Raw genomic sequence first — 19,721 nt, forward strand, 5'->3', positions numbered from 1 at the left:
CATCCCAACTCTAATCAAGCTATTTCATTCGTCGGTGACCAAGGCCACGCGTTGCAGTGTCAGATTAAACAATCATCATTTACGTGCTCATAATTGTATACTATGGTTTATAAGGATGTTCTTTGTGATAGTTTTAATTCAACAAATTCTACCAAGATTTAAATGATACAAAATTCTACTTGCTTATCGAGATTAAATTTAATCTCGTTCAATACCTTATTAATCCTTTTTGTTCTGCTTGTTACACAAAGCAAATCTGTTGCGCAGAGCAATCTTATGGTCACCACCACTCCACAGGGGACTCATTCCATTTGTGCCGGCGCTAGCTTAAGCATAACGGCTAACGCAACGGTTCCAGCATTTAACAGCGGGGGGGTGGGATTTGACTCTGGCGTAAACGCAATTGTTTCCCAAGCCGATGGAAAATGGCTCGTGGGGGGACACTTTAGCAGCTATAATGGAATAGCTGCTAAGTCCATGCTACGGTTGAATGCCGATGGCACCCGTGACGCAAGCTTTAATGCGGGTGGTAGCGGCTTCGATGACGGCGTATTATCCATCACGGTTCAACCAAACGGAAAAATTCTGGTGTGTGGTTATTTTTATACTTACAACAACCTGCCTGCGGTTGGCCTTGTGCGGTTGAATGCTGATGGCACCCGCGATGTAAGTTTCAACGCTGGCGGCAGTGGCTTCGATAATTTGCCTTCGGCCTTGGTGGTGTATGTAAAGAAGGCCGCGCTCCAAGCAGACGGTAAAATTCTAGTAGGCGGGACTTTTACACATTATAACGGCGCTCAAACCAATCAACTAGCGCGGTTAAATGCGGATGGCAGCCTTGATAGTAGCTTTAACGTTGGGGGAAGTGGCATAGGAGGCGCCTACGACCGTGATGTATATAATATTGCCGTACAAGGAGACGGAAAATCTCTGGTAGGAGGTTATTTTTCCTCTTATAACGGTGTGCCCGTCAACTACCTCATCCGTCTGAACACAGACGGTAGCCGTGATTTAAGCTTTAATGCCAATGGGCTTGGTTTTAACAACCAGCCTGTGTCGTATACCTACTATCATAACGTATTCGGGATTCTCCTTCAACCCGATGGAAAGATCGTGCTCGGCGGGAAATTCACAAGCTACAACGGCATAGCAGTCAACAACATTGTACGCTTGAACAATAACGGGACGCTTGATACATCTTACAACGCCGGTGGTACCGGCTTTGATGAAATTGTGTCTATGCTCGCGCTACAGCCAGACGGCAAAGTAGTGGCCACTGGAGAATTTACCTCTTACAACGGCGTTAACCTTCCTAATTCAATAATACGCCTCAACACTGATGGCACCCGAGACTTGGGGTTCAATCCCTCACGCGTAGGCAGTACGGTCACGCTCAGGCCGTTTGCCATAGGGTTGAAATCAGATGGTGGCATATTAATAGGCGGCATCTATACTATCACTGGCGGATACCTTGCCCCAGGAAATCTGGTAGATTTTAAAGCGGATGGAAGCCTTAGTACAGTGGCTGCGCCTGGGGTGGGAACTACATATACGTGGAGCAACGGCGCCACCGGCCCCAGCATCACAGTAAGCCAGCCGGGCGACTACCAGGCAACGGCCACCACCAGCAACGGCACCGGCTACAGCAACGTGGTGCGAGTGAGTGCCCCGCCCGCCGTGACGGTGCAGGTGACGCCCGCTGGCCCGCTCACTCTGCCTGGTGGCGGCAACGCCACGCTCACGGCCACAGCCACGATGGTCGCCTTCAACGCTGCTAACAGCGGCATCGCTGGCACCGTGCTGGCCCTAGCCGTGCAGCCCGATGGCAAAGTGCTAGTTGGGGGAGGAATCACGAACTACGTGCGGCGGCTCAACGCCGACGGTAGCCTCGACAGAACCTTCAATGTTGGCGGCATTGGGGCTAACGGCACCGTGCAGGCGCTGGCCTTACAGCCGAACGGCAAGATACTGATTGCGGGTAACTTCACGGCCTACAACGGCAATGCCGCCGCCCCGAACTATGTCCTGCGGCTCAACGCCGATGGCACCCTCGACACTAGCTTTAATAGCGGCGGCACCGGAATAGACGGCGTACCCTTATTTACAGGCAACCCCATCGAAGTGCACGCGCTTGCTCTGCAGCTCGACGGCAAAATATTGGTGGGGGGTAACTTCAGATCATACAACGGCAATGCCAGCGCACCGGATGGGGTGCTGCGGCTCAACGCCGATGGCACCCTCGACAGTGGCTTTAACAACGGCGGCACTGGGGTCGCAGGCAATGCCGTGTACGCTCTTACTGTGCAGGCTGACGGCAAGGTGGTAGTCGGCGGCGCCTTTACTTCATACAATGGCGCCGCCGTTTCAGACTTCGTGCTGCGCCTCAACGTTGATGGCACACGCGACCCGCGCTTTAATTCCAGCAATGGCTTTAACAACGTGAGCATCGTGTACGCGTTGGCCGTCCAAGCTGATGGCAAGCTACTCGTGGGTGGCTACTTATCTTCTTTCAGCCGTAATGCTGGCGCACCGGATGCGGTGTTGCGGCTCAACGCCGATGGCACCCTTGACACGGGCTTTAGCAACGTTACTGGGGCCAACAACGGCGTATTCGCGCTGACTGTCCAAGCCGACGGCAAGGTGATAATTGCAGGCCGATTCACCTCCTACAGAGGCACGGCCGTTTCGGAGGGTATACTGCGGCTCAACGCAGATGGTACGCTCGACACGGGCTTTAACAACGGCGGCACCGGGGTCAACCACGACGTGCACGCACTGGCCGTGCAGGCCGACGGGAAGGTGCTGATAGGGGGCAATTTCTCAAGCTACAACGGCAATGCCATAACCCCTCACTGGATCCTGCGGCTCAACGCAGACGGTACCCCTAACAACACCGCCACGCCCCTGATGGGGGCCACTTTTGTCTTCAACCCCGGCAACACCGCCGGGGCCACCCGCATCCTGAGCACGGCCGGCACCTACACGGCCACCGCCACCGACCCGGCTACCGGCTGCACCTACCTGTCCAACGCCGTGGTGGTGACCATCACTGCGCCCGTTATCAGCACGCTCACCCCCAGCAATGGGCCGACGGGCAGTTTGTTCGACGTTGCGGGCACCGACCTGAGCGGGGCCACGGCCGTCACCTTCACCAGCGGCAGTACCGCCACTTCGGCCCCGGCCGGCTTCGTGGTGGCCGGCAACACGCGCCTCACCGGCGTGCAGGTGCCAGCCGGCTTGGCCCCCGGCCCCTACGCCGTGACCGTGACCACGGTCGGTGGCACCAGCAACGGCCTTGCGTTTACAGTCGTCGTGCCCGCGCCCACCCTCACCGCCATTAGCCCCACCAGCGGGCCGGTGGGCACGAGTGTCACCATCACGGGCACCAACCTGACCAACGTCACCGGCGTTAGCTTCAATGGCACGGCCGCCACGATCTTCAGCACCGGCACCGGCACCACGGCCACGGCCACCGTGCCCGCGGGCGCTACCACCGGCTTGGTCACGGCGACCACTAGCGGCGGCACCAGCACCGGTGTAACTTTCACCGTGACCAACCCGACGCCCGTGATCACGGCCACGTCCTGGACGGGCCTGGTGAGCACCGACTGGTTCGCGGCTGGCAACTGGAGCGCCGGCGTGCCCACCCCGGCCGTGGATGCCCTCGTTCCGGCCGCGGCCCCGAACATGCCCGCCGTTGCGGCCGGCACAGCCACCGCGAGGGCCCTGACCCTAAACGCAGGCGCCACCCTCACCCAAACCGGCGGCACACTCGACGTGCGCGCCGACCTGACCAACAACGGCACGTTCCAGCCCACGGGCGGCACGGTGGTGCTGGGCACGAGCACGCTGGCCAACGTGCTGGGCAGCGGCGACACCCGCTTCTGGAACCTGACCGTGGACGCCAGCGGGGCGCAGTCGGCGACGGCGGCCCGCACGGCGGTGCAGCGTTTATTCACGCTCACCGGCGCCTTCGCCACGCAGGGCAACCCGCTCACGCTGGAGTCCAACGCAACGAACACCGCCCTGGTGGTGAACAACGGGGGCGTCATCATCGGCAGCGCGACGGTGCAGCGCTACCTCGCGCCCAACCTGAACGCCGGCGTGGGCTACCGCCACTTCTCAGCCCCCGTCGGCACGGCCACGGTGGCCAGCTTGACCACCGCCAGCTTCACGCCCGTGGTAAACCCAAACTATAACACGTCGGCCACGCCCACGACCGAAACGCCCTTCCCCACGGTATACGGTTACGACCAGGCCCGCCTAGCCACCACAGCCAATAACCTGAATCCCTTCGACAAGGGCTGGTTCTCGCCGGCTTCGCTGAGCGCCCCGCTGGCCGTGGGCCAGGGCTACACCGTCAACGTGGCAGCCAACCAGACGCTGGCCGTCACGGGCCCGCCGAACACCGGCCCCGTGACGCAGGCGCTGGGCCGCAACAGCGGCGCGACGGCCCCGGAGGCGGGCTGGGCGCTGGTGGGCAACCCCTACCCGTCGCCGCTGGATTACGCGCTGGTAGCCCCCGCCGACCGCCCCAATCTGGATGCGGCCGTGTACGTGTTTGAGAGCACCAGCCCATACGGCGGCTCGTACCGGGCCATCGTGAACGGCGTGGGCGGCAACCCCGTGCTGGCCCTAGGCCAAGGCTTCTTCGTGCGGGTGAGCACCGGCCAGACCAGCGGCACGCTCACGCTGCGCAACAGCCACCGCGTCACGGCGTACCAGAACCCGGCCTTCCAGCGGTCGGCCGAGACCCGGCCGCTGGTGCAGCTCACCCTGCAGGGGGCCGGCCTGTCCGACCCGGTGTACGTGTACTTCGAAAACGGCGCCACCCCGGGCGTTGACCGCGAGCGGGACGCCGTCAAGCTGCCCAACAGCCACGGCCTGAACGTGTCGGCCGACGCCGGCATGCAGCGTCTGGCCATCAACGCCCTGCCCGCGCTGGCCACAGCCCCCGTCACGGTGCCGCTGACGGTGGGCGTACCCGCCGCCGGATCCTACACCTTCCACGCGGCGCAGCTGCTGAACCTGATCACTACGCCGGTGTACCTGCGCGACCGGCAGACCGGAGCCGTAGTGGACCTAACGCGCCAGCCCCGCTACAACTTCGTGGTGAGTAACGCCTCGGACTTGATTGCCGGCCGCTTCGAGTTAGTGTTCTCGCCGCAGGCGGTGCTGGCCACGGCCCCCGCCGCAATGGCTGCCCAGGTAGGCGTGTACCCGAACCCTGCCACCGCGGCCGTATTCGTGGAGTTGCCCGCTGCCTTGAGCCGGATTGCTGTAACGGCGGCCCTGGTGGATGTCCTGGGCCGCGTGGTGCGCACCCAAACGCTGCCTGCCGGGCTGACTACCCACACGCTGCCGCTGGCCAACGTGGCCACCGGCGTGTATGCCCTACGCCTGCACACCGACGCCGGTTTAGTAGTTAAGAAGCTGGTGGTGGAATAAGTCGCCCGTTTGCGGCCCGATTCACGTTCCAGAGGCCCTAGCTGCGCAAGCAGTTGGGGCCTTTTGGTGCTTGGGCCCCTGTTATAGCCCTTCTCGGTCCGCCCACCGCTGTTTTAGTTCGGTTGGACCGACCAAAGGGCGTGACGTGGGCCGACAAATAGCAGAGAAAGGGCCCGCGTTAGAGTTTACGAAACTCATCCTCCCGGCGCGTTACGTAAACTTTCATTTGTAGACGACTCTCGTAAACTCTCCCGGCCCCACAGCAGCTCGCCGGCAATTTGGTACTGGGCCGTTGCCAGCGGTTCACCCAAAGGAGCGTAATTCTAGTTTCCTTTGCCTTGCCTCTTCGGCTAAACCGCATGGCCTCTTCGCTGCTACGTATTGAAGACATCTTTTTGGACCAGGCCCGCTGCCTGGGCTTTGATGCGAGTGAGTTCGACGCGGTGGGCATCCATGCCTGGGCCGGCATCAAGCACCGCATTGAAGCGGCCTTTGTCATGGCACCCCATGGCACCCCTAACTTTTCCGATTGGTTTGACAGCCTGAAAGGGCCCCAGCAGTGCTTGCAGGTGAGCGAGGGCGCGGTGGAGGCATACTTGCCGCACCTGTTACCCCCGGCCGAACGGGTCTGGTTTGTCACCAACGTGCGGGACCCGGACCATTCCGGCGGAGTGTTCTGGCTGTTCCACGCCACGGCCCGGGCAGTGCACGCCGTGCTGGCCAGCGGCATGGCGTACCACTACTTCATCGTCTCGAAAAAGTACGCCTGGCTCTTGCATCGCGAACATCACGAGACACTGCTGGGCATCGGGGACATCACGGCCCCCATGCGCGCGCTGCAACAGAACCACCCGTTAAGCAAGCCCTAGCGCCTCGATACCTCTTCTGCGTGTGGCGCATCAGGAGTTCAGCGAAAGGGTAGTTTTCATAACACACCTAGCATGTAAAGCCCAACTAATAGAGCTCACCGGGGGCAAAACCGGGGGCAACAAACAAAAAAGCCCACTCACGGTATCGTGAGTGGGCTTTTAGCGCTCCCTCCTGGGCTCGAACCAGGGACCCTCTGATTAACAGTCAGATGCTCTAACCGGCTGAGCTAAGGAAGCAATTTCTTGCCCGAAACCCGGTTGTTGTTGTTTCGGACTGCAAACTTACGACCTTCTCTAAAAAAGCACAAGCGCAAACCACATTTTTTTCTAAAAATTTGCCCCCGTCCTTAGTTTGTAATGCTGAGCAAAGAGCCCTGCAGGCTCGTGCTGTATTGTTTTAGAGGCCTTTGAGTTGGCCCACCTGTGATTTGGCCGCGCAAATCAAATTGTGAATTGCAGCAAGAATCTCGCATAAATAACCGCGAAATGCGGTCCAGACTGACAAGCGCGCAAGCATCGTAGGGCTGATAAGGGCAGTTGCGTTCGAAGGCCAGGAAGGTGTTTGCACTCTGCCGCACCACAATCACTCCTTTCACGCCTCCATCTCCCGCGGGCCCTTTCATTGGTAGTGTCACTGCCCCGTTATCCACTCGGAGATTGGCATACTGCTGATTGGTGATGTTGATGCTGAGATTCACCGGTGCGTAGGGTATTAATGGCTGCTCGTTGTTTTTGTTGCCGCAAGCAGGAAGCACAAAGGCTGAAGCCAGGGCAATGAAGAACAATAACGGGCTTATGGCTGCGCGGAGTAGATGATTCTTCATTTCTGATGCGTGTTTAATAAGTGTAAAACCCCCGGCCGGATTTGCGGCCATGGTGGCCGGCGTCCACTTTTTGCTGCTGTATGCGGCTGGGCCGAAACTTGGCATCCTGATTGAAGGAAGCAAACATGGCGTTGGTCACCGAGAAGTTGGTGTCTACGCCGATCAGGTCCATCAACCGAAAAGGGCCCATTTTGAATCCGCTGGCTTCCAGCAATTCATCAACTACCTCGAAGGAGGCCACGTTTTCTTCTACAATTTTTAGGCTCTCGACGTAGTAGTGCCGGGCCACGCGGTTCACAATGAAGCCCGGCGCATCAGCAGCCCGCACGGGAGTTTTGCCCAGGCGCTTCGCCAGGGCTTCCACAGCATCGGCCACGGCAGGCGCGGTAGCTACGCCGCTTATCACCTCCACCAGCGGCATCAGGGGCGCAGGATTAAAGAAGTGCATGCCCACAACCCGCTCCGGATTCGGCACTGGCGCCGCCAACTGGGTGATGGGCAGCGAAGAGGTATTAGATGCCAGAATAGTATGAGGCCCGTTGAGGGCCGCCAACTTGACAAATAGCTGGTGCTTCACATCGAGCCGCTCCACCACAGCCTCAATAATCAGGTCGGCCTGCACCACGCCCATGTCGGTGGTGGCAGTGAGGCGGGCTAGTGCCGCATCACGGGCGTCGGCCGTGAGCCGGCTCTTCGCTACCAGCTTGCCCAGCCCAGCGGCAATGGCGGCCTGAGCTTTTTCCAAAGCCGCAGGGTTGAGGTCGAATAAAATGGTAGGTAGCCCGTGCTGAATGCCCAGTTGGGCAATGCCAAGGCCCATGGTGCCGGCTCCAACGACGGCAAGCGTTTGAATGTCGTTCATGACACGAAGGTAAACGGCTCGCCCCGCCAAGTGCTACTTAGCGGGGCGAGCCGTTTACCTCAGGGTTGTTCCAGCAGCTTATTTCTTAAACAAAGAGTTGACGTAGGTGTGCCGGTCAAACAATTGCAGGTCCGTCATCTTCTCCCCTACCCCGATGTAGCGCACCGGAATACTAAATTGGTCGGAGATGCCAATCACCACGCCGCCCCGGGCCGTACCGTCGAGCTTGGTGATGGCCAGGGCAGTCACTTCGGTGGCTTTGGTGAATTCCTTTGCTTGCAAAAACGCATTCTGGCCGGTGCTGCCGTCGAGCACAAGCAGCACCTCGTGCGGTGCATCAGGAATCACCTTCTGCATCACGCGCTTGATTTTGCTCAGCTCGTTCATCAGGTTCACCTTGTTGTGCAGGCGGCCCGCGGTGTCGATGATGACCACATCGGCGCCCATCTCCACGCCTTTGCGCACGGCGTCGTAGGCCACAGAAGCTGGGTCGGTATTCATGCCGTGGCTAACCACGGGCACGCCCACGCGTTCGCCCCAGATGATGAGCTGGTCAACCGCAGCGGCGCGGAAAGTATCGGCCGCGCCCAGCACTACTTTCTTGCCCGCCGAGTGAAAGCGGTGCGCCAGCTTGCCAATGGTGGTGGTTTTGCCCACGCCGTTTACCCCCACCACCATGATGACGTAGGGCTGGCCCGAACTGCCGGCACTGTCCAGCACCGCCGTCGAGCCGGTGTTGTTGTCTTCCAGCAGGGCCGCAATTTCCTCGCGCAGAATACGGTCCAGCTCGCCGGTGCTCACGTACTTGTCGCGGGCCACGCGGGCCTCGATGCGGTCAATGACCTTCACCGTGGTTTCGATGCCCACGTCGGCGTGAACAAGTAGACTCTCCAAATCGTCGAGCACGGCCTCGTCCACGGTGTTTTTACCCACCACGGCCTTGCTCAGCTGCTCAAAGAAATTGGTTTTGGTCTTTTCCAGGCCCGCGTCGAGCGAGGCTTGCTGGGTGGTGCTTTCCTTGTCTTTCTTAAAAAAATCGAAGAGGCCCATTGGGGTTCGGTCATGCTGAGCTTGCGAAGCATCTTATCACGTTCGCGTCGCTCGGGGTAGTAAGATGGCGCTGACGAAAGCGGCCGTGATAAAATGCTTCCTTAGCTGACGCCGACCTTCGGTTCGCCAGCAAGTAGGGGTATTACACGCAAAAAGTCCCACGAAGGTGGGACTTTTTAAACTTTTACCAAGCCGAAGCTTGCGGCTTACTTGTTGCCGGTGGCCAAGTACTCCTGCACTTTTTCGAGGAGAACCATTTCCTCGCGGAAGGTATAAGCGCCGGTCTTCTCCGATTTTACGGCCCGAATCACTTTAGCCCAGTTCTTGGCGTTCTCTGTGGTTTTCAGAGTTGCTACTACTTTCTTAGCCATTGCTCAGGTTATTTAATTTCCTTGTGAACAGTCATTTTCTTGAGGATGGGGTTGAATTTCTTCAACTCGATGCGCTCAGGGGTGTTCTTGCGGTTCTTGGTGGTGATGTAGCGCGAGGTGCCCGGCATCCCCGAGTTTTTATGCTCGGTGCATTCCATGATAACCTGCACCCGGTTTCCTTTCTTGGCCATCTCGACGGGGGTGTGATTTTTTAAATTTAGGACTGCAAAGGTACGGGTCTTTTTGGAAACGACAAGCGAAAAGAAACGTCAACTTTCAGTTGGCGAAGCAGAACGGCAGCAGATGATGGTCGCGAAGACTATCTGAACGTCATGCAGAGCGCAGCGAAGCATCTTTACCGCTTCGTTGTGGGAGCATTGATTTACTATTGCGGTAGAGATGCTTCGCTGCGCTCTGCATGACGTTCTTTTCGTTCTTCCTCCGTCAGCTACTACTTCAGTACCGGCAGCTTCCAGCCTTCCAGCGCGCTAGTCTCAGCCATCAGCTTTTCGATATCCGCCACGGTACGCGGCGCTTCGGCCGACATGTTTTCGTAGCCCGAGGGCGTAATCAGCACATCGTCCTCGATGCGGACGCCGATGTTCCACCACTTAGGGTCGCAGGGCGAGCCGGCGGGGATGTAAATACCGGGCTCCACGGTAATCACATTACCGGCAACCAACGCGCCGTAGCTGCCCCGGTCGTGTACATCGAGGCCAAGGTAGTGGCTGGCGCCGTGGGGGTAGTACCGCCGGAAATCTTCTTTCTTTTTAATAATGCCCAGCTTCAGCAGTCCATTGGCTACTACCTCCTGGGTGGCTTTGTTGGGGGCGTCAAAATCCGCGCCGGGGCGGCAGGCAGCGAAGCCGGCTTCCTGCGCCGCAAGCACCAGCTCGTATACCTGGCGCTGGGTGGGGCTGAACTTACCGGAAGGCGGTGCGGTGCGCGTGACGTCGGCAGAGTAGCCATGGTACTCGGCGCCGCAATCCATCAGCACCAAGTCGTTGTCGAGGCGCTGTCGGTCGTTGGTTTCGTAGTGCAGAATGCAGCCATTTGCTCCCGCCCCTACAATGCTGGGGTAGCCCTGAAACTCGGCACCGTAGCGGCGATATACGTATTCGTGCAGGCCCTGCACCGCCATTTCGCCCATATCGGGCCGTATCAGCTTCATCACCTCGCGCTGGCCCTGGGCGCTGATGCGAATGGCACGCCGGAGCAGGGCCAACTCTTCGTTGGTCTTCACGGCGCGCAGCTCATCCAGTTGCTCGCTCAGGCTGGCGCCATCGTAGCGGCCCACAGCGTTGGGGTTGATGGCACGTTGGCGCTCGGCATTGTTTTTGGCTGCCAGATAGGCTTTTATGGAGGGCTCGCTGGCCATGCCGGGGCGCTCCTTCACCAGGTTTGTGAGGTAGGCACTTACTTCTTTGGGGTTGCTCACGCCGTAGCGCTTCAGCACCCGATACGCGACGGTGCGGCTGGGGTCGTAATCGGCGGGAAGGCCGGTTTGCTGGCGGAAGGTGGCAACTAAGCTGGCCAAGTCGGCGGGGTCGCGCGGGTCGTCGCGGGTGTCAGTGGGCAGGTCCGTGAACAGAATTTGGTCAAAATCAGCCCAGGAAATGCCGGAGGTGGCGAAGGTTCTGTTGTCGGCGGCAAATTGCAGGCCCAGCTGGCTTTTGGCAGCAGGGGCACCCATGCGGCGGCCGGTCCACTGCTCGCGGGCCGGGTCGCGGGGCTGCGTGAACAGCGCCTCAGTCACTCCCGCTTGGCCATCTACGGTGCGGGGCTCCTTGAAGAGCACCAGCACGGCATCGGGCTCAACGTAGCCGGTGAGGTAGTAGAAGTCGGGGTTCTGGTGGTAAATGTGGTCGACATCGTTGGCCCGGTTGCGGACGGGGGCGGCAAAAAGCACCGCTACGCCTTTGGGTGGCAGTTGGGCGCGCAATAGCTCGCGGCGCTGCTTGTGGAATGCGGGCGACAGAAAGTCGGTGGGCCGGGCAGGTGCGGGCGTGGCATTGAGCGGCTCAGGGATGGAAGCCGGTTGTTGGGCCATCACCGGCGCGCTGGCCAGCATCACCCAGCTGCCCGCTACTACTTGAGAGGCGCGCCGCAGCGGGCGCAAGGAAAGCAGACGGGCGAAACACGGAAGCCACATATATTTCGAAGGTTGGGGGGCTAGTGTTGAGGGGCCAAGCTGCGGCAGAGGCACCAGAATCGATGTTTCGTTGCCCACATCAATAGGAGTTGCTTCCGCATATACTGCTCAACGGCCCAGTATTCTGAAGGCAAGTTATGGCCAACAGACAAAGCCAGCGCCGATACAGTTGCCGCAAGGGCAAGCGTATCGGCGCTGGCTTGGAATATTTTGCAGGCAGCTGGCAGGAAGAACGATGGTCTGCCTACCCTTGCCGCTTGCTCAATACCGGAATCTAGTAAACGATGAAGCCCTGCTCCTTGGCCTTCTTCAATACCGACATGATGCCGTTCTTGTTGATGGTGCGGATGGTGGACGTAGCTACTTTCAGGGTAACCCAAGCATCTTGCTCGGGAATGTAGAAGCGCTTTTTCTGCAGGTTCGGATAGAACTTGCGCTTGGTCTTGTTGTTAGCGTGCGAAACGTTGTTACCAACGCGGGTACGCTTGCCGGTCAAATCACAAACACGGGCCATAATATCGGAGTTTAAAAATTACAATGCAGGGAAACGGGCCGCAAATATCGGCAAAAGTCTGGCATTCACCAAGCACCCTACACTTATTTCTGGTTGGATGCCCCCTGACGGCCTGATTTGGCCTTAAATTTCCAGGGGCAATGCCGGCAACCGCTCTGGCAGCAGCTACCGCGACGCCGATGGTACTGCTCGGTGAAGACGAGGTAGCCCTCGGGGGTGTAGTAAAAATCGCCGGGTTGAAGCGGCTGAGGAACAGGAGCGGACATTGGTGAATCAAAGTTACGGCCGGATGCGTTGTAAAAGTTGCCAAGTGGCATTTTGCTGTTGTCACTTTCAGCCGTTTGTTATGAAAATTCCTCAGGCTTTTGTGTTGCCGCTGCTTGTGGGCGCGGTGCTGTTGCCACCCCGTCCGGTGGCAGCCCAGGATTCGGCCCCTGTTGTGCTCACGGTGACTTTGGCGCCGGCCGGCGTGCAGCCCGCGTTGGTTCGCGACGAAGCTGCTTTTGCCGACCCCATCCGGGAAGCACAACGCACCCTGCCACAAGCCAAGAAACGGTTTCAGGCGGGCTTGCCCCACGGCGACCAATTTCTGCTTGCAGTACGCGTGATGGCAACGGACACGAGCTTCCGTCAGGCCTCGGCCCGGGTGTTGGGCTGGCATGGCAACAAGGTGCAGGCCCTGCTTTTGCCCGAAGCCGCCAATTCTGCCAGCCCCACAGAGCCGGTGCCCGTCAGCTTTCCCGAAACCGCGGTGGTCGACTGGACGCTGCGGCGGGCCAGCGGCCGCGAAGAAGGCAACTACGTGGGCCGCTACATCGACACGGCCCGCCAGCTCGAAAGCCTGCCTTTTCGCTAGGCAAAGTTCGACCCGAAGGGTCAAAAACCCGTAGTTTCGTGCGCTCACCTACTATTCCCACCTGCTTATGCACACCTCCTCTCCTACCGCCACCGCCAGCCGCGCCGAACAGCTCATGCAGCTCGAAGACCAGTACGGTGCCCACAACTACCACCCGCTGCCCGTGGTGCTAAACCGGGGCGAGGGCGTGCACTTGTGGGACGTGGACGGCAAGCACTATTATGACTTCCTGTCAGCTTACTCGGCCGTGAACCAGGGCCATTGCCACCCGCGCATCATTGAGGCGCTCACCAAGCAGGCCCAGCAACTCACGCTCACGTCGCGGGCCTTCTTCAACGACCAGCTAGGCGCGGCCGAAAAACAGCTGTGCGAGCTGTTTCGCTACGACAAGGCCCTGCTGATGAACTCCGGCGCCGAAGCCGTAGAAACTGCCCTAAAACTGGCCCGCAAGTGGGGTTATCAGGAGAAAGGCATTGCACCCAATACGGCCCGCATTCTGGTGGCCGAGCATAATTTTCACGGCCGCACCACCGGCATTATCTCCTTCAGTACCGACCCCGACAGCACGGGTGGTTTTGGGCCTTACATGCCGGGTTACCAAGTGGTGCCCTACAACGATATCGAGTCGCTGGCAGAGGCGCTGAAAGACCCGCACATTTGCGCCTTTATGGTAGAGCCCATTCAGGGCGAAGCCGGGGTGATGGTGCCCTCCGTAGGCTACCTGGCCCAGGCAGCCGAGCTTTGCCGCGCACACAATGTGCTGTTTGTGGCCGATGAGATTCAAACCGGCCTGGGGCGTACCGGCAAGCTGCTGGCCTGCGACCATGAGGCCGTGCATCCCGATGTTCTTATCCTGGGCAAGGCGCTGAGTGGCGGCGTGCTGCCAGTGTCGGCGGTGCTGGCCAACGATAAAATCATGCTTACCATCCAGCCCGGGCAGCACGGCTCCACATTTGGCGGCAACCCGCTGGCCTGTGCCGTGATGCGCGCGGCCCTCGATGTGCTGATAGAGGAAAATTTGGCCCACAACGCCGCTACGCTGGGCGAAGCCTTCCGCGAGCGCATGCGTCAGGTGCAAGCCAAGCGCCCCGACGTGGTGGAGCTGGTGCGTGGCAAAGGTTTGCTAAATGCCGTCATCATCAAGCCCACCGACGATGGCCGTACGGCTTGGGACGTGTGCGTGACCCTGATGGAGCGCGGCGTGCTGGCCAAGCCTACGCACGGCGACATCATCCGCTTCGCGCCGCCCTTGGTGATTACGGAAGAGCAGTTGCACGAAGCCTGCGATGTTATCGAGAGCGTGATAATGGAATTCTAGTTTTCGCGCTATAAAGCAAAAAAAAGGAGTTGCCCTAAGCCGTACTTTGCGTGCTCGGGGCAACTCCTTTTTCTTACCGCTGTGCTGTGCAAAATCCTTCGAATCTTTCTTATTGGGAGCACCAGTCGTTTTTTGGCCCGGCCGAGGTAGTAATTATTGGGGCGGGATTGGTGGGGCTCACGGCCGCGTTGTATCTGAAGCAGCTTCGGCCTACCTGGCGCGTGGTGGTGTTGGAACGTGGTGGCTTACCCAGCGGGGCATCGACCAAGAATGCAGGATTCGCATGCTTTGGTTCGATTTCAGAGTTGCTTGAACAGGAAAAGCGCGGCGACCTGGAAGCGGTGGTAGCAGCCCGATGTGCGGGGCTGGCCCGCTTGCGGACGCTAGTTGGCGATGCGGAGCTGGACTACCAGCCGGTGGGCGGCTACGAAGTCTTTCGCCACGAGGAAGCTGCGCTGGCCGCCGAATGCCGCGAGAAAATCGGCTATTTCAACGACTTGCTGGCACCAGTAACGGGGCACGTCCGCACCTTTCGGGACGCGAGCCACGAGGCCGGCCGCTTCGGTTTTCGCGGCGTAGAAACCTTGCTTAAAAACGAGTGCGAAGGCAGCCTTGACACTGGTCGCATGATGCGCGCCCTGCTGGCTCGCACCTGGGCCGCCGATGTCCCGGTGCTCACCAACTGCGCAGTGGAGACCATCGAAAACACTGATAGTGGCGGTGTGCGCGTGGTTCTGGCCAATGGCGTTACCGTGGAAGCGGGCCAAGCCCTTGTGGCTACCAATGCCTTCGCACCCGAGCTACTCTCCGAGGTGGCGGTGACGCCTGGGCGGGGGCAGGTATTGGTGACGGAGCCACTGCCGAACTTAGCGCTGACGGGCACTTTCCACTACGACCACGGCTATGCTTACTTCCGCCAGTTGCCTGATAAACGGCTGCTGCTGGGCGGCGGCCGCAACCTCGATTTTGCAGCGGAAGTCACCACCTCACCCGGCTTGACGGAGCCGGTACAGCAGTACTTGGAGCAGTTGCTACACAACGTTATTCTTCCGGGCCAGCAGCCGCGCATCGACTACCGGTGGAGCGGGGTGATGGGGTTTGGGCCGGCGCTGGCGCCCATCATTGATTGGGTACGGCCCGGCGTGCTGGCCGCCGTGCGCTGCAATGGCATTGGCGTAGCCCTAGGGGCGGGCACCGGCTGGCTGGCCGCCGAAAAGCTAAGCCGCGCATAGCGGAAATAAGCAGATATTCGTAGAGCACAACACAGCCTTTACTCCCACTCTACTTTATGGTTTTTGCTACGCGCTTCCGCTTGTTCCGCTTCTGGTTACTGAGCTCATTAATTGTTTCCGGCGGACTAGTCAGCAGTTGCCAGAGCAGTCGGAGCAGTTTCACCTTTCAGCCGGTGATGCGCCAAGGGCAAGCCACGACGGTGGCAACAGTGATTGCTGAAGACCCAGCAACTGTGGTAGTAGTTGAGACGCCAGTCACATTGCCGCCGTCGCAAATAAAGGTTGAGCCGACTAGTAGGAAGCAACGCCTACGGCTCTCAAAACCACAAAGGCAGGCTGTGACCGTTGAAACTCCTAACGTAATAGCTACCATGCCGGCTCCGTCAGCAGCTCGCAAACGGAGCTTTTTGAGCCGTCCGCAGGCTACTACCGAGGTAGGGCTAGGGACTACGGTGTTTGGGATACTGGGCTTAGTAACGTTGCCCATAGCGCTACTGGGACTCGCTCTTAGCGGGGGCGGGCTGGTGTGGGCCATTGTGGCCGGAGCTGCCGTGTTGGCGGTGCTGGTAGCTTACATCGACCCATTTGGGGGATAGTCCGGCTTTAGCCGAACTTTGCAGCCTAATCTTACTTAGCGCTACTCCCAATGCTATGTTGACCAGCCGCTTCTGCCCTGGATACACACAGGTGTTATTACTGATGCTGTTAGCCGGGTGCCGCAGCGAGCGGATGACGTTCCAATTCCAGCCCTTGGTTTTTCAAAGTAAATTGCAGGTGCCTGACTCAATAGCAGCGAAAAGCATAGTTGTTCCGCATTGCTCTGTCAGTTATTTATCAGTTAGTCCAGTAGCCACTTCTGCTGCTTTAGTTATTGAAAGCGCCCACCGGCCCAAACGGCCTAAGAATAGCAGTGCTACTAATACTGTGAGCCATGAGCAGCTATTCAGCCCGCACAAATTCAAGAACCCCGTTTTGCCTAAGGCAGCTGTAGCTGCGAATCGCTCGATTGATGACCCTCCTTGGGGTGGCATCATGTTTTTGCTTGGTGGTGGAATTTGTGTAGCCGCCGTGATTATTGGCTTCAATCTAGGCGGGTGGCTGGGCTTGGGGATAGGAACGGTTTTGTACCTCGCTGGTGCATACCTGATTGCACGAGGCTTCGCGGGTCCCCATAAACCAAATCCGCAGCCACCCTATACAGATGGCCGCTCATAACATTCTGTTTCTATAACCTGCTTAGTTACATCAATTCTAACATTAGCATTTGCTTGCTAGCATTTTACAAAACACAGCAGCCAGTTGGACTATTTTTTCGCTGGGATTGCTAAGCAAATGCACCTGTCTATTCAATAAAGCTCAGAACATCATTCTTTTCTCTTAATGCTTCCTACCCATCGCCCCCGCCGCAACCGCAAGTCCGAAGTTATCCGTGACATGGTGCAGGAAACCCGCCTCACCACCCACGACTTTATTTTTCCGCTGTTTCTCATCGAAGGCCAGAACCAGCAGTTGGAGGTGAAATCCATGCCCGGCATCAACCGCCTCACCGCCGACCGTATTGTGGATGAGATTGGGCAGTGCGTGGAACTCGGTATTAAAGCCTTCGCTCCGTTCCCCAGCATCAGCGACAACTTGAAGGACCGGTTGGCCAGGGAGTCGGCCAACCCCGAGGGTTTGTACCTGAAGACCATTGCCGACATTAAGCGGCAGTTTCCCGATGTGGTGCTGATGACCGACGTGGCCATGGACCCCTACAGCAGCGACGGCCACGACGGCGTGGTAGATGCCGAATCGGGTGAAATCCTGAACGACGCCACCCTGGAAGTGCTCGGCCAGATGGCCCTGGCCCAGGCCCGCGCCGGTGCCGACATCATCGGCCCCAGCGACATGATGGACGGCCGCGTGGCCTGGATTCGGCGGGTGCTGGATGAAAATGCTTTCCAGCACGTGAGCATCATGAGCTACACGGCTAAGTACGCCTCGGCTTTCTACGGCCCCTTCCGCGACGCCCTGGATTCGGCCCCGAAAAAAGGCGACAAGAAGAGCTATCAGATGAACCCCGCCAACAAACGCGAGGCTCTGCGCGAGCTGGCCCTCGACGAAGCCGAAGGCGCCGACATGGTGATGGTGAAGCCCGCCCTAAGCTACCTCGACGTGATTCATGCGGTGAAAGAGCGCACCCACCTGCCCGTGACGGCCTACAACGTATCGGGCGAGTACGCCATGGTGAAAGCCGCCGCCCAAAACGGCTGGCTCGACGGCGAGCGCACCATGATGGAGGTGCTCACCAGCATCAAGCGCGCCGGCGCCGATGCCATTCTGACTTACTTTGCCAAGGAAGCGGCCGCGGTGCTGCGTCGGGGCTAGTACACGCTTGGTTCTTTACCTGCGCTGGGCAAATTCGGATGGCAATGCCACTGGATTTGCCCATTTTTGTTGGCGAAATTTCCATCCTTAAATTATTTGCCGCCGTGTGCATGCCTCTCTACCGTTCCCTCATGCTGGCGTTACTGGCCTGGGCCGGGCTTCACCCAGCGGCCAAGGCCCAGGGCACCAAGCCAAAGCCGCACCCGGCGCCTGCAAATCCCTACCAAGCCGTGGATGCCCGCATGCGGCAGGTGCCCGACTCGTCGGCGCGCACGGTGGGCGGGCTGGCTCGCTTCATCAACACCTCATTTACCACGGAGGCCGACCGGGCCCGGGCCGCTTTTGTGTGGGTGGCCCGCAACATCCGCTACGACGTGGAAAACATGTACCTGCTTGAATACGAGCGAGCACCAGCCGTGGTGATTCAGGAAACCTTGGACCAACGCCGCGGCGTGTGCCGGCACTACGCCGAGCTTTACAGTGCCGTGGCCAACCAGGCAGGCGTGCTAACCTACGTTGTGCCGGGCTATAACAGCCTGTTGGCCTCGGTGGGCCATGCATGGTGCGCCAGCCGCATCGACGGCAGGTGGCAGCTGATGGAACCTACCTGGGCCGCGGGCAAGGTAGTGAACCACAAATTTGTCTTTGAGCTCAACAACGAATACTTCCGGATGCCGGCTAAGGCCGCCATTGAACTCCACATGCCCTTCGACCCGATGTGGCAGCTGCTGTCGGCGCCGCGTACGCCCCAGCAGTTTCAGCAGGGCACCGTGCCGCCCGTGCCTAACCCGGCCTTTGCTTTTGCCGATTCGGTGGCTTTGTACACGCAGCAAACGCCAAAGCAGCGCATTCACGCCACCAACCGGCGCATCGCACAAAACGGCGTTAAGAACGGTCTGACGTATACTTACCTGGTTCATAACCAGAACCGGGAAGACAACCTGCACTTCGAGACCTACAACCAGGCGCTGGGGGAGTACAACGCGGGCATAAAGCAGCTAAATGCGTTTGTGGAGTTCCACAATCATCAGTTTCAGCCCCGAAAGGGCGATGAGGAGCTGGGCCAACAATTGCCGCCCATTCGTACTCACTTTGAACAGGCCCGCCAGTTGGTGACAACGGTGCAAAGCCAGAACCCTTCTCTCTTAACCGGTGTCCGGGAATTTAACACTGCTTTGCTGGAGGCGAACGACAAGCTACGAAAGTGCCAGACCTTTATGGACTGCTACCTCACCACCAACAAACTGTTGCGCCCTACGCTGTTTTTCGGCTACAACGTACTCGCTGAGCGCAACTAGCAGCGGCGAGAACGGGCTTTTTCCAACTAATACTCTCATCTCATGCTCACCATTCGCCGCGCTACGGCTGCTGATGTTTCTGCCATTCTTGACCTTGTGCGGCGCGTGGTGCCCCTGATGAATGCCAGCGGTAACATGCAGTGGTCGGCCGATTATCCAAATGAAGCAGTGTTCGAAGCAGACATTACCCGGAACCACCTCTGGGTGGCCGAACTGGCCGGGCAAGTAGCCGGAGTAGCTGCCCTCACCATGGACCAGGACGAGGAGTACGCCCAAGCCGACTGGGACGTGACCGAACCGGCCCTGGTAACGCACCGCTTGGCCGTAGACCCCGTGGCGCAAGGCAAGGGCGTGGCGCTGGCCCTGATGGAACAAGCCGAGAAGCAGGCCGTGGCGCAAGGGTTGCAGGTGCTACGCGTAGATACCAATTCCGAAAACGTGGCCACGCAACGGCTGTTCCCCAAGCTGGGCTACCGCTTTGCAGGTGAGATTACATTGGGGTTTCGGCCAGGGTTGCGGTTCTTTTGCTACGAGAAGCGGCTGGGGTAGCGCGGTGCACA

18 protein-coding genes, 1 tRNA gene and 1 pseudogene are annotated in these 19,721 nt (G+C 59.0%); 11 read left to right on the top strand and 9 right to left on the bottom strand.

The window, feature by feature from the left end; genetic code table 11:
* Positions 1-276: 276 nt before the first annotated feature.
* The 3 genes and pseudogenes from ACP7AJ_RS06630 to ACP7AJ_RS06640 all read left to right on the top strand — a co-directional run.
* Positions 277-1,356, top strand: a pseudogene (locus ACP7AJ_RS06630) (delta-60 repeat domain-containing protein); the annotation flags it as partial.
* A 165-nt stretch (positions 1,357-1,521) separates the two neighbouring features.
* Positions 1,522-5,448: a T9SS type A sorting domain-containing protein gene (locus ACP7AJ_RS06635; RefSeq protein WP_426059460.1), complete on the top strand. Its 3,927-nt coding sequence runs from the start codon at positions 1,522-1,524 to the stop codon at positions 5,446-5,448.
* Positions 5,449-5,786: 338 nt separating this feature from the next.
* Positions 5,787-6,317, top strand: coding sequence for a DUF6756 family protein (locus ACP7AJ_RS06640; RefSeq protein WP_426059409.1), 531 nt, complete (start codon positions 5,787-5,789; stop codon positions 6,315-6,317).
* Between the two features lie 163 nt (positions 6,318-6,480).
* Here the strand turns inward: ACP7AJ_RS06640 and ACP7AJ_RS06645 are convergent.
* From ACP7AJ_RS06645 to ACP7AJ_RS06685, 9 genes are all read right to left on the bottom strand, one after another.
* Positions 6,481-6,554 (bottom strand) — tRNA-Asn (locus tag ACP7AJ_RS06645).
* A 110-nt stretch (positions 6,555-6,664) separates the two neighbouring features.
* Positions 6,665-7,141 (bottom strand): hypothetical protein, encoded by a 477-nt coding sequence (locus ACP7AJ_RS06650; RefSeq protein WP_426059410.1) that lies wholly within the window; start codon positions 7,139-7,141, stop codon positions 6,665-6,667.
* A gap of 13 nt (positions 7,142-7,154) precedes the next feature.
* The gene (locus ACP7AJ_RS06655) at positions 7,155-8,003 is read right to left on the bottom strand and encodes a 3-hydroxyacyl-CoA dehydrogenase NAD-binding domain-containing protein (protein ID WP_426059411.1); all 849 of its coding nucleotides are present in this window, start codon (positions 8,001-8,003) and stop codon (positions 7,155-7,157) included.
* Between the two features lie 78 nt (positions 8,004-8,081).
* Complete coding sequence (gene ftsY, locus ACP7AJ_RS06660; protein WP_426059412.1) at positions 8,082-9,053, bottom strand: signal recognition particle-docking protein FtsY; 972 nt, start codon at positions 9,051-9,053, stop codon at positions 8,082-8,084.
* Positions 9,054-9,259: 206 nt separating this feature from the next.
* Positions 9,260-9,424, bottom strand: a complete 165-nt coding sequence (locus ACP7AJ_RS06665; RefSeq protein WP_092676284.1) for a DUF4295 domain-containing protein — start codon at positions 9,422-9,424, stop codon at positions 9,260-9,262.
* 8 nt (positions 9,425-9,432) lie between these two features.
* Positions 9,433-9,615 (bottom strand): 50S ribosomal protein L33, encoded by a 183-nt coding sequence (gene rpmG / locus ACP7AJ_RS06670; RefSeq protein WP_046245291.1) that lies wholly within the window; start codon positions 9,613-9,615, stop codon positions 9,433-9,435.
* A gap of 260 nt (positions 9,616-9,875) precedes the next feature.
* The gene (locus ACP7AJ_RS06675; protein WP_426059413.1) at positions 9,876-11,576 is read right to left on the bottom strand and encodes an aminopeptidase P N-terminal domain-containing protein; all 1,701 of its coding nucleotides are present in this window, start codon (positions 11,574-11,576) and stop codon (positions 9,876-9,878) included.
* Between the two features lie 274 nt (positions 11,577-11,850).
* The gene (gene rpmB, locus ACP7AJ_RS06680; protein ID WP_044003635.1) at positions 11,851-12,090 is read right to left on the bottom strand and encodes a 50S ribosomal protein L28; all 240 of its coding nucleotides are present in this window, start codon (positions 12,088-12,090) and stop codon (positions 11,851-11,853) included.
* Between the two features lie 83 nt (positions 12,091-12,173).
* The gene (locus ACP7AJ_RS06685; RefSeq protein WP_426059414.1) at positions 12,174-12,407 is read right to left on the bottom strand and encodes a DUF5522 domain-containing protein; all 234 of its coding nucleotides are present in this window, start codon (positions 12,405-12,407) and stop codon (positions 12,174-12,176) included.
* Between the two features lie 29 nt (positions 12,408-12,436).
* Here ACP7AJ_RS06685 and ACP7AJ_RS06690 point away from each other — a divergent pair, with 29 nt between their 5' ends.
* The 8 genes from ACP7AJ_RS06690 to ACP7AJ_RS06725 all read left to right on the top strand — a co-directional run bounded on the left by ACP7AJ_RS06690 (position 12,437) and on the right by ACP7AJ_RS06725 (position 19,710).
* Positions 12,437-12,946, top strand: coding sequence for a hypothetical protein (locus ACP7AJ_RS06690; protein WP_426059415.1), 510 nt, complete (start codon positions 12,437-12,439; stop codon positions 12,944-12,946).
* Positions 12,947-13,013: 67 nt separating this feature from the next.
* Positions 13,014-14,264 (top strand): ornithine--oxo-acid transaminase, encoded by a 1,251-nt coding sequence (gene rocD, locus ACP7AJ_RS06695; protein ID WP_426059416.1) that lies wholly within the window; start codon positions 13,014-13,016, stop codon positions 14,262-14,264.
* Between the two features lie 86 nt (positions 14,265-14,350).
* The gene (locus ACP7AJ_RS06700; protein WP_426059417.1) at positions 14,351-15,496 is read left to right on the top strand and encodes an NAD(P)/FAD-dependent oxidoreductase; all 1,146 of its coding nucleotides are present in this window, start codon (positions 14,351-14,353) and stop codon (positions 15,494-15,496) included.
* Between the two features lie 407 nt (positions 15,497-15,903).
* Positions 15,904-16,092, top strand: coding sequence for a hypothetical protein (locus ACP7AJ_RS06705; protein ID WP_426059418.1), 189 nt, complete (start codon positions 15,904-15,906; stop codon positions 16,090-16,092).
* A gap of 55 nt (positions 16,093-16,147) precedes the next feature.
* Complete coding sequence (locus ACP7AJ_RS06710) at positions 16,148-16,711, top strand: hypothetical protein (protein WP_426059419.1); 564 nt, start codon at positions 16,148-16,150, stop codon at positions 16,709-16,711.
* A 165-nt stretch (positions 16,712-16,876) separates the two neighbouring features.
* Entirely contained in the window at positions 16,877-17,863 is a 987-nt protein-coding gene (gene hemB, locus ACP7AJ_RS06715; RefSeq protein WP_426059420.1) for a porphobilinogen synthase, read from the top strand.
* A 110-nt stretch (positions 17,864-17,973) separates the two neighbouring features.
* A complete protein-coding gene (locus tag ACP7AJ_RS06720) occupies positions 17,974-19,161 on the top strand; it encodes a transglutaminase domain-containing protein (protein ID WP_426059421.1) in 1,188 nt (395 codons plus the stop codon).
* Positions 19,162-19,203: 42 nt separating this feature from the next.
* The gene (locus ACP7AJ_RS06725) at positions 19,204-19,710 is read left to right on the top strand and encodes a GNAT family N-acetyltransferase (RefSeq protein WP_426059422.1); all 507 of its coding nucleotides are present in this window, start codon (positions 19,204-19,206) and stop codon (positions 19,708-19,710) included.
* Positions 19,711-19,721 lie beyond the last annotated feature (11 nt).

The sequence above is a fragment of the Hymenobacter sp. B1770 genome (assembly GCF_049896385.1).
Classification (GTDB): domain Bacteria; phylum Bacteroidota; class Bacteroidia; order Cytophagales; family Hymenobacteraceae; genus Hymenobacter.

Excerpts from the sequence above, each read along its gene's own strand:
- ACP7AJ_RS06650 (WP_426059410.1), bottom strand. The coding sequence starts at position 7,141 with ATGAAGAATCATCTACTCCGCGCAGCCATAAGCCCGTTATTGTTCTTC.
- ACP7AJ_RS06655 (WP_426059411.1), bottom strand. The coding sequence starts at position 8,003 with ATGAACGACATTCAAACGCTTGCCGTCGTTGGAGCCGGCACCATGGGC.
- ftsY (WP_426059412.1), bottom strand. The coding sequence starts at position 9,053 with ATGGGCCTCTTCGATTTTTTTAAGAAAGACAAGGAAAGCACCACCCAG.
- ACP7AJ_RS06665 (WP_092676284.1), bottom strand. The coding sequence starts at position 9,424 with ATGGCTAAGAAAGTAGTAGCAACTCTGAAAACCACAGAGAACGCCAAG.
- rpmG (WP_046245291.1), bottom strand. The coding sequence starts at position 9,615 with ATGGCCAAGAAAGGAAACCGGGTGCAGGTTATCATGGAATGCACCGAG.
- ACP7AJ_RS06675 (WP_426059413.1), bottom strand. The coding sequence starts at position 11,576 with ATGTGGCTTCCGTGTTTCGCCCGTCTGCTTTCCTTGCGCCCGCTGCGG.
- rpmB (WP_044003635.1), bottom strand. The coding sequence starts at position 12,090 with ATGGCCCGTGTTTGTGATTTGACCGGCAAGCGTACCCGCGTTGGTAAC.
- ACP7AJ_RS06685 (WP_426059414.1), bottom strand. The coding sequence starts at position 12,407 with ATGCCACTTGGCAACTTTTACAACGCATCCGGCCGTAACTTTGATTCA.
- ACP7AJ_RS06690 (WP_426059415.1), top strand. The coding sequence starts at position 12,437 with ATGAAAATTCCTCAGGCTTTTGTGTTGCCGCTGCTTGTGGGCGCGGTG.
- rocD (WP_426059416.1), top strand. The coding sequence starts at position 13,014 with ATGCACACCTCCTCTCCTACCGCCACCGCCAGCCGCGCCGAACAGCTC.
- ACP7AJ_RS06710 (WP_426059419.1), top strand. The coding sequence starts at position 16,148 with ATGTTGACCAGCCGCTTCTGCCCTGGATACACACAGGTGTTATTACTG.
- hemB (WP_426059420.1), top strand. The coding sequence starts at position 16,877 with ATGCTTCCTACCCATCGCCCCCGCCGCAACCGCAAGTCCGAAGTTATC.
- ACP7AJ_RS06720 (WP_426059421.1), top strand. The coding sequence starts at position 17,974 with ATGCCTCTCTACCGTTCCCTCATGCTGGCGTTACTGGCCTGGGCCGGG.
- ACP7AJ_RS06725 (WP_426059422.1), top strand. The coding sequence starts at position 19,204 with ATGCTCACCATTCGCCGCGCTACGGCTGCTGATGTTTCTGCCATTCTT.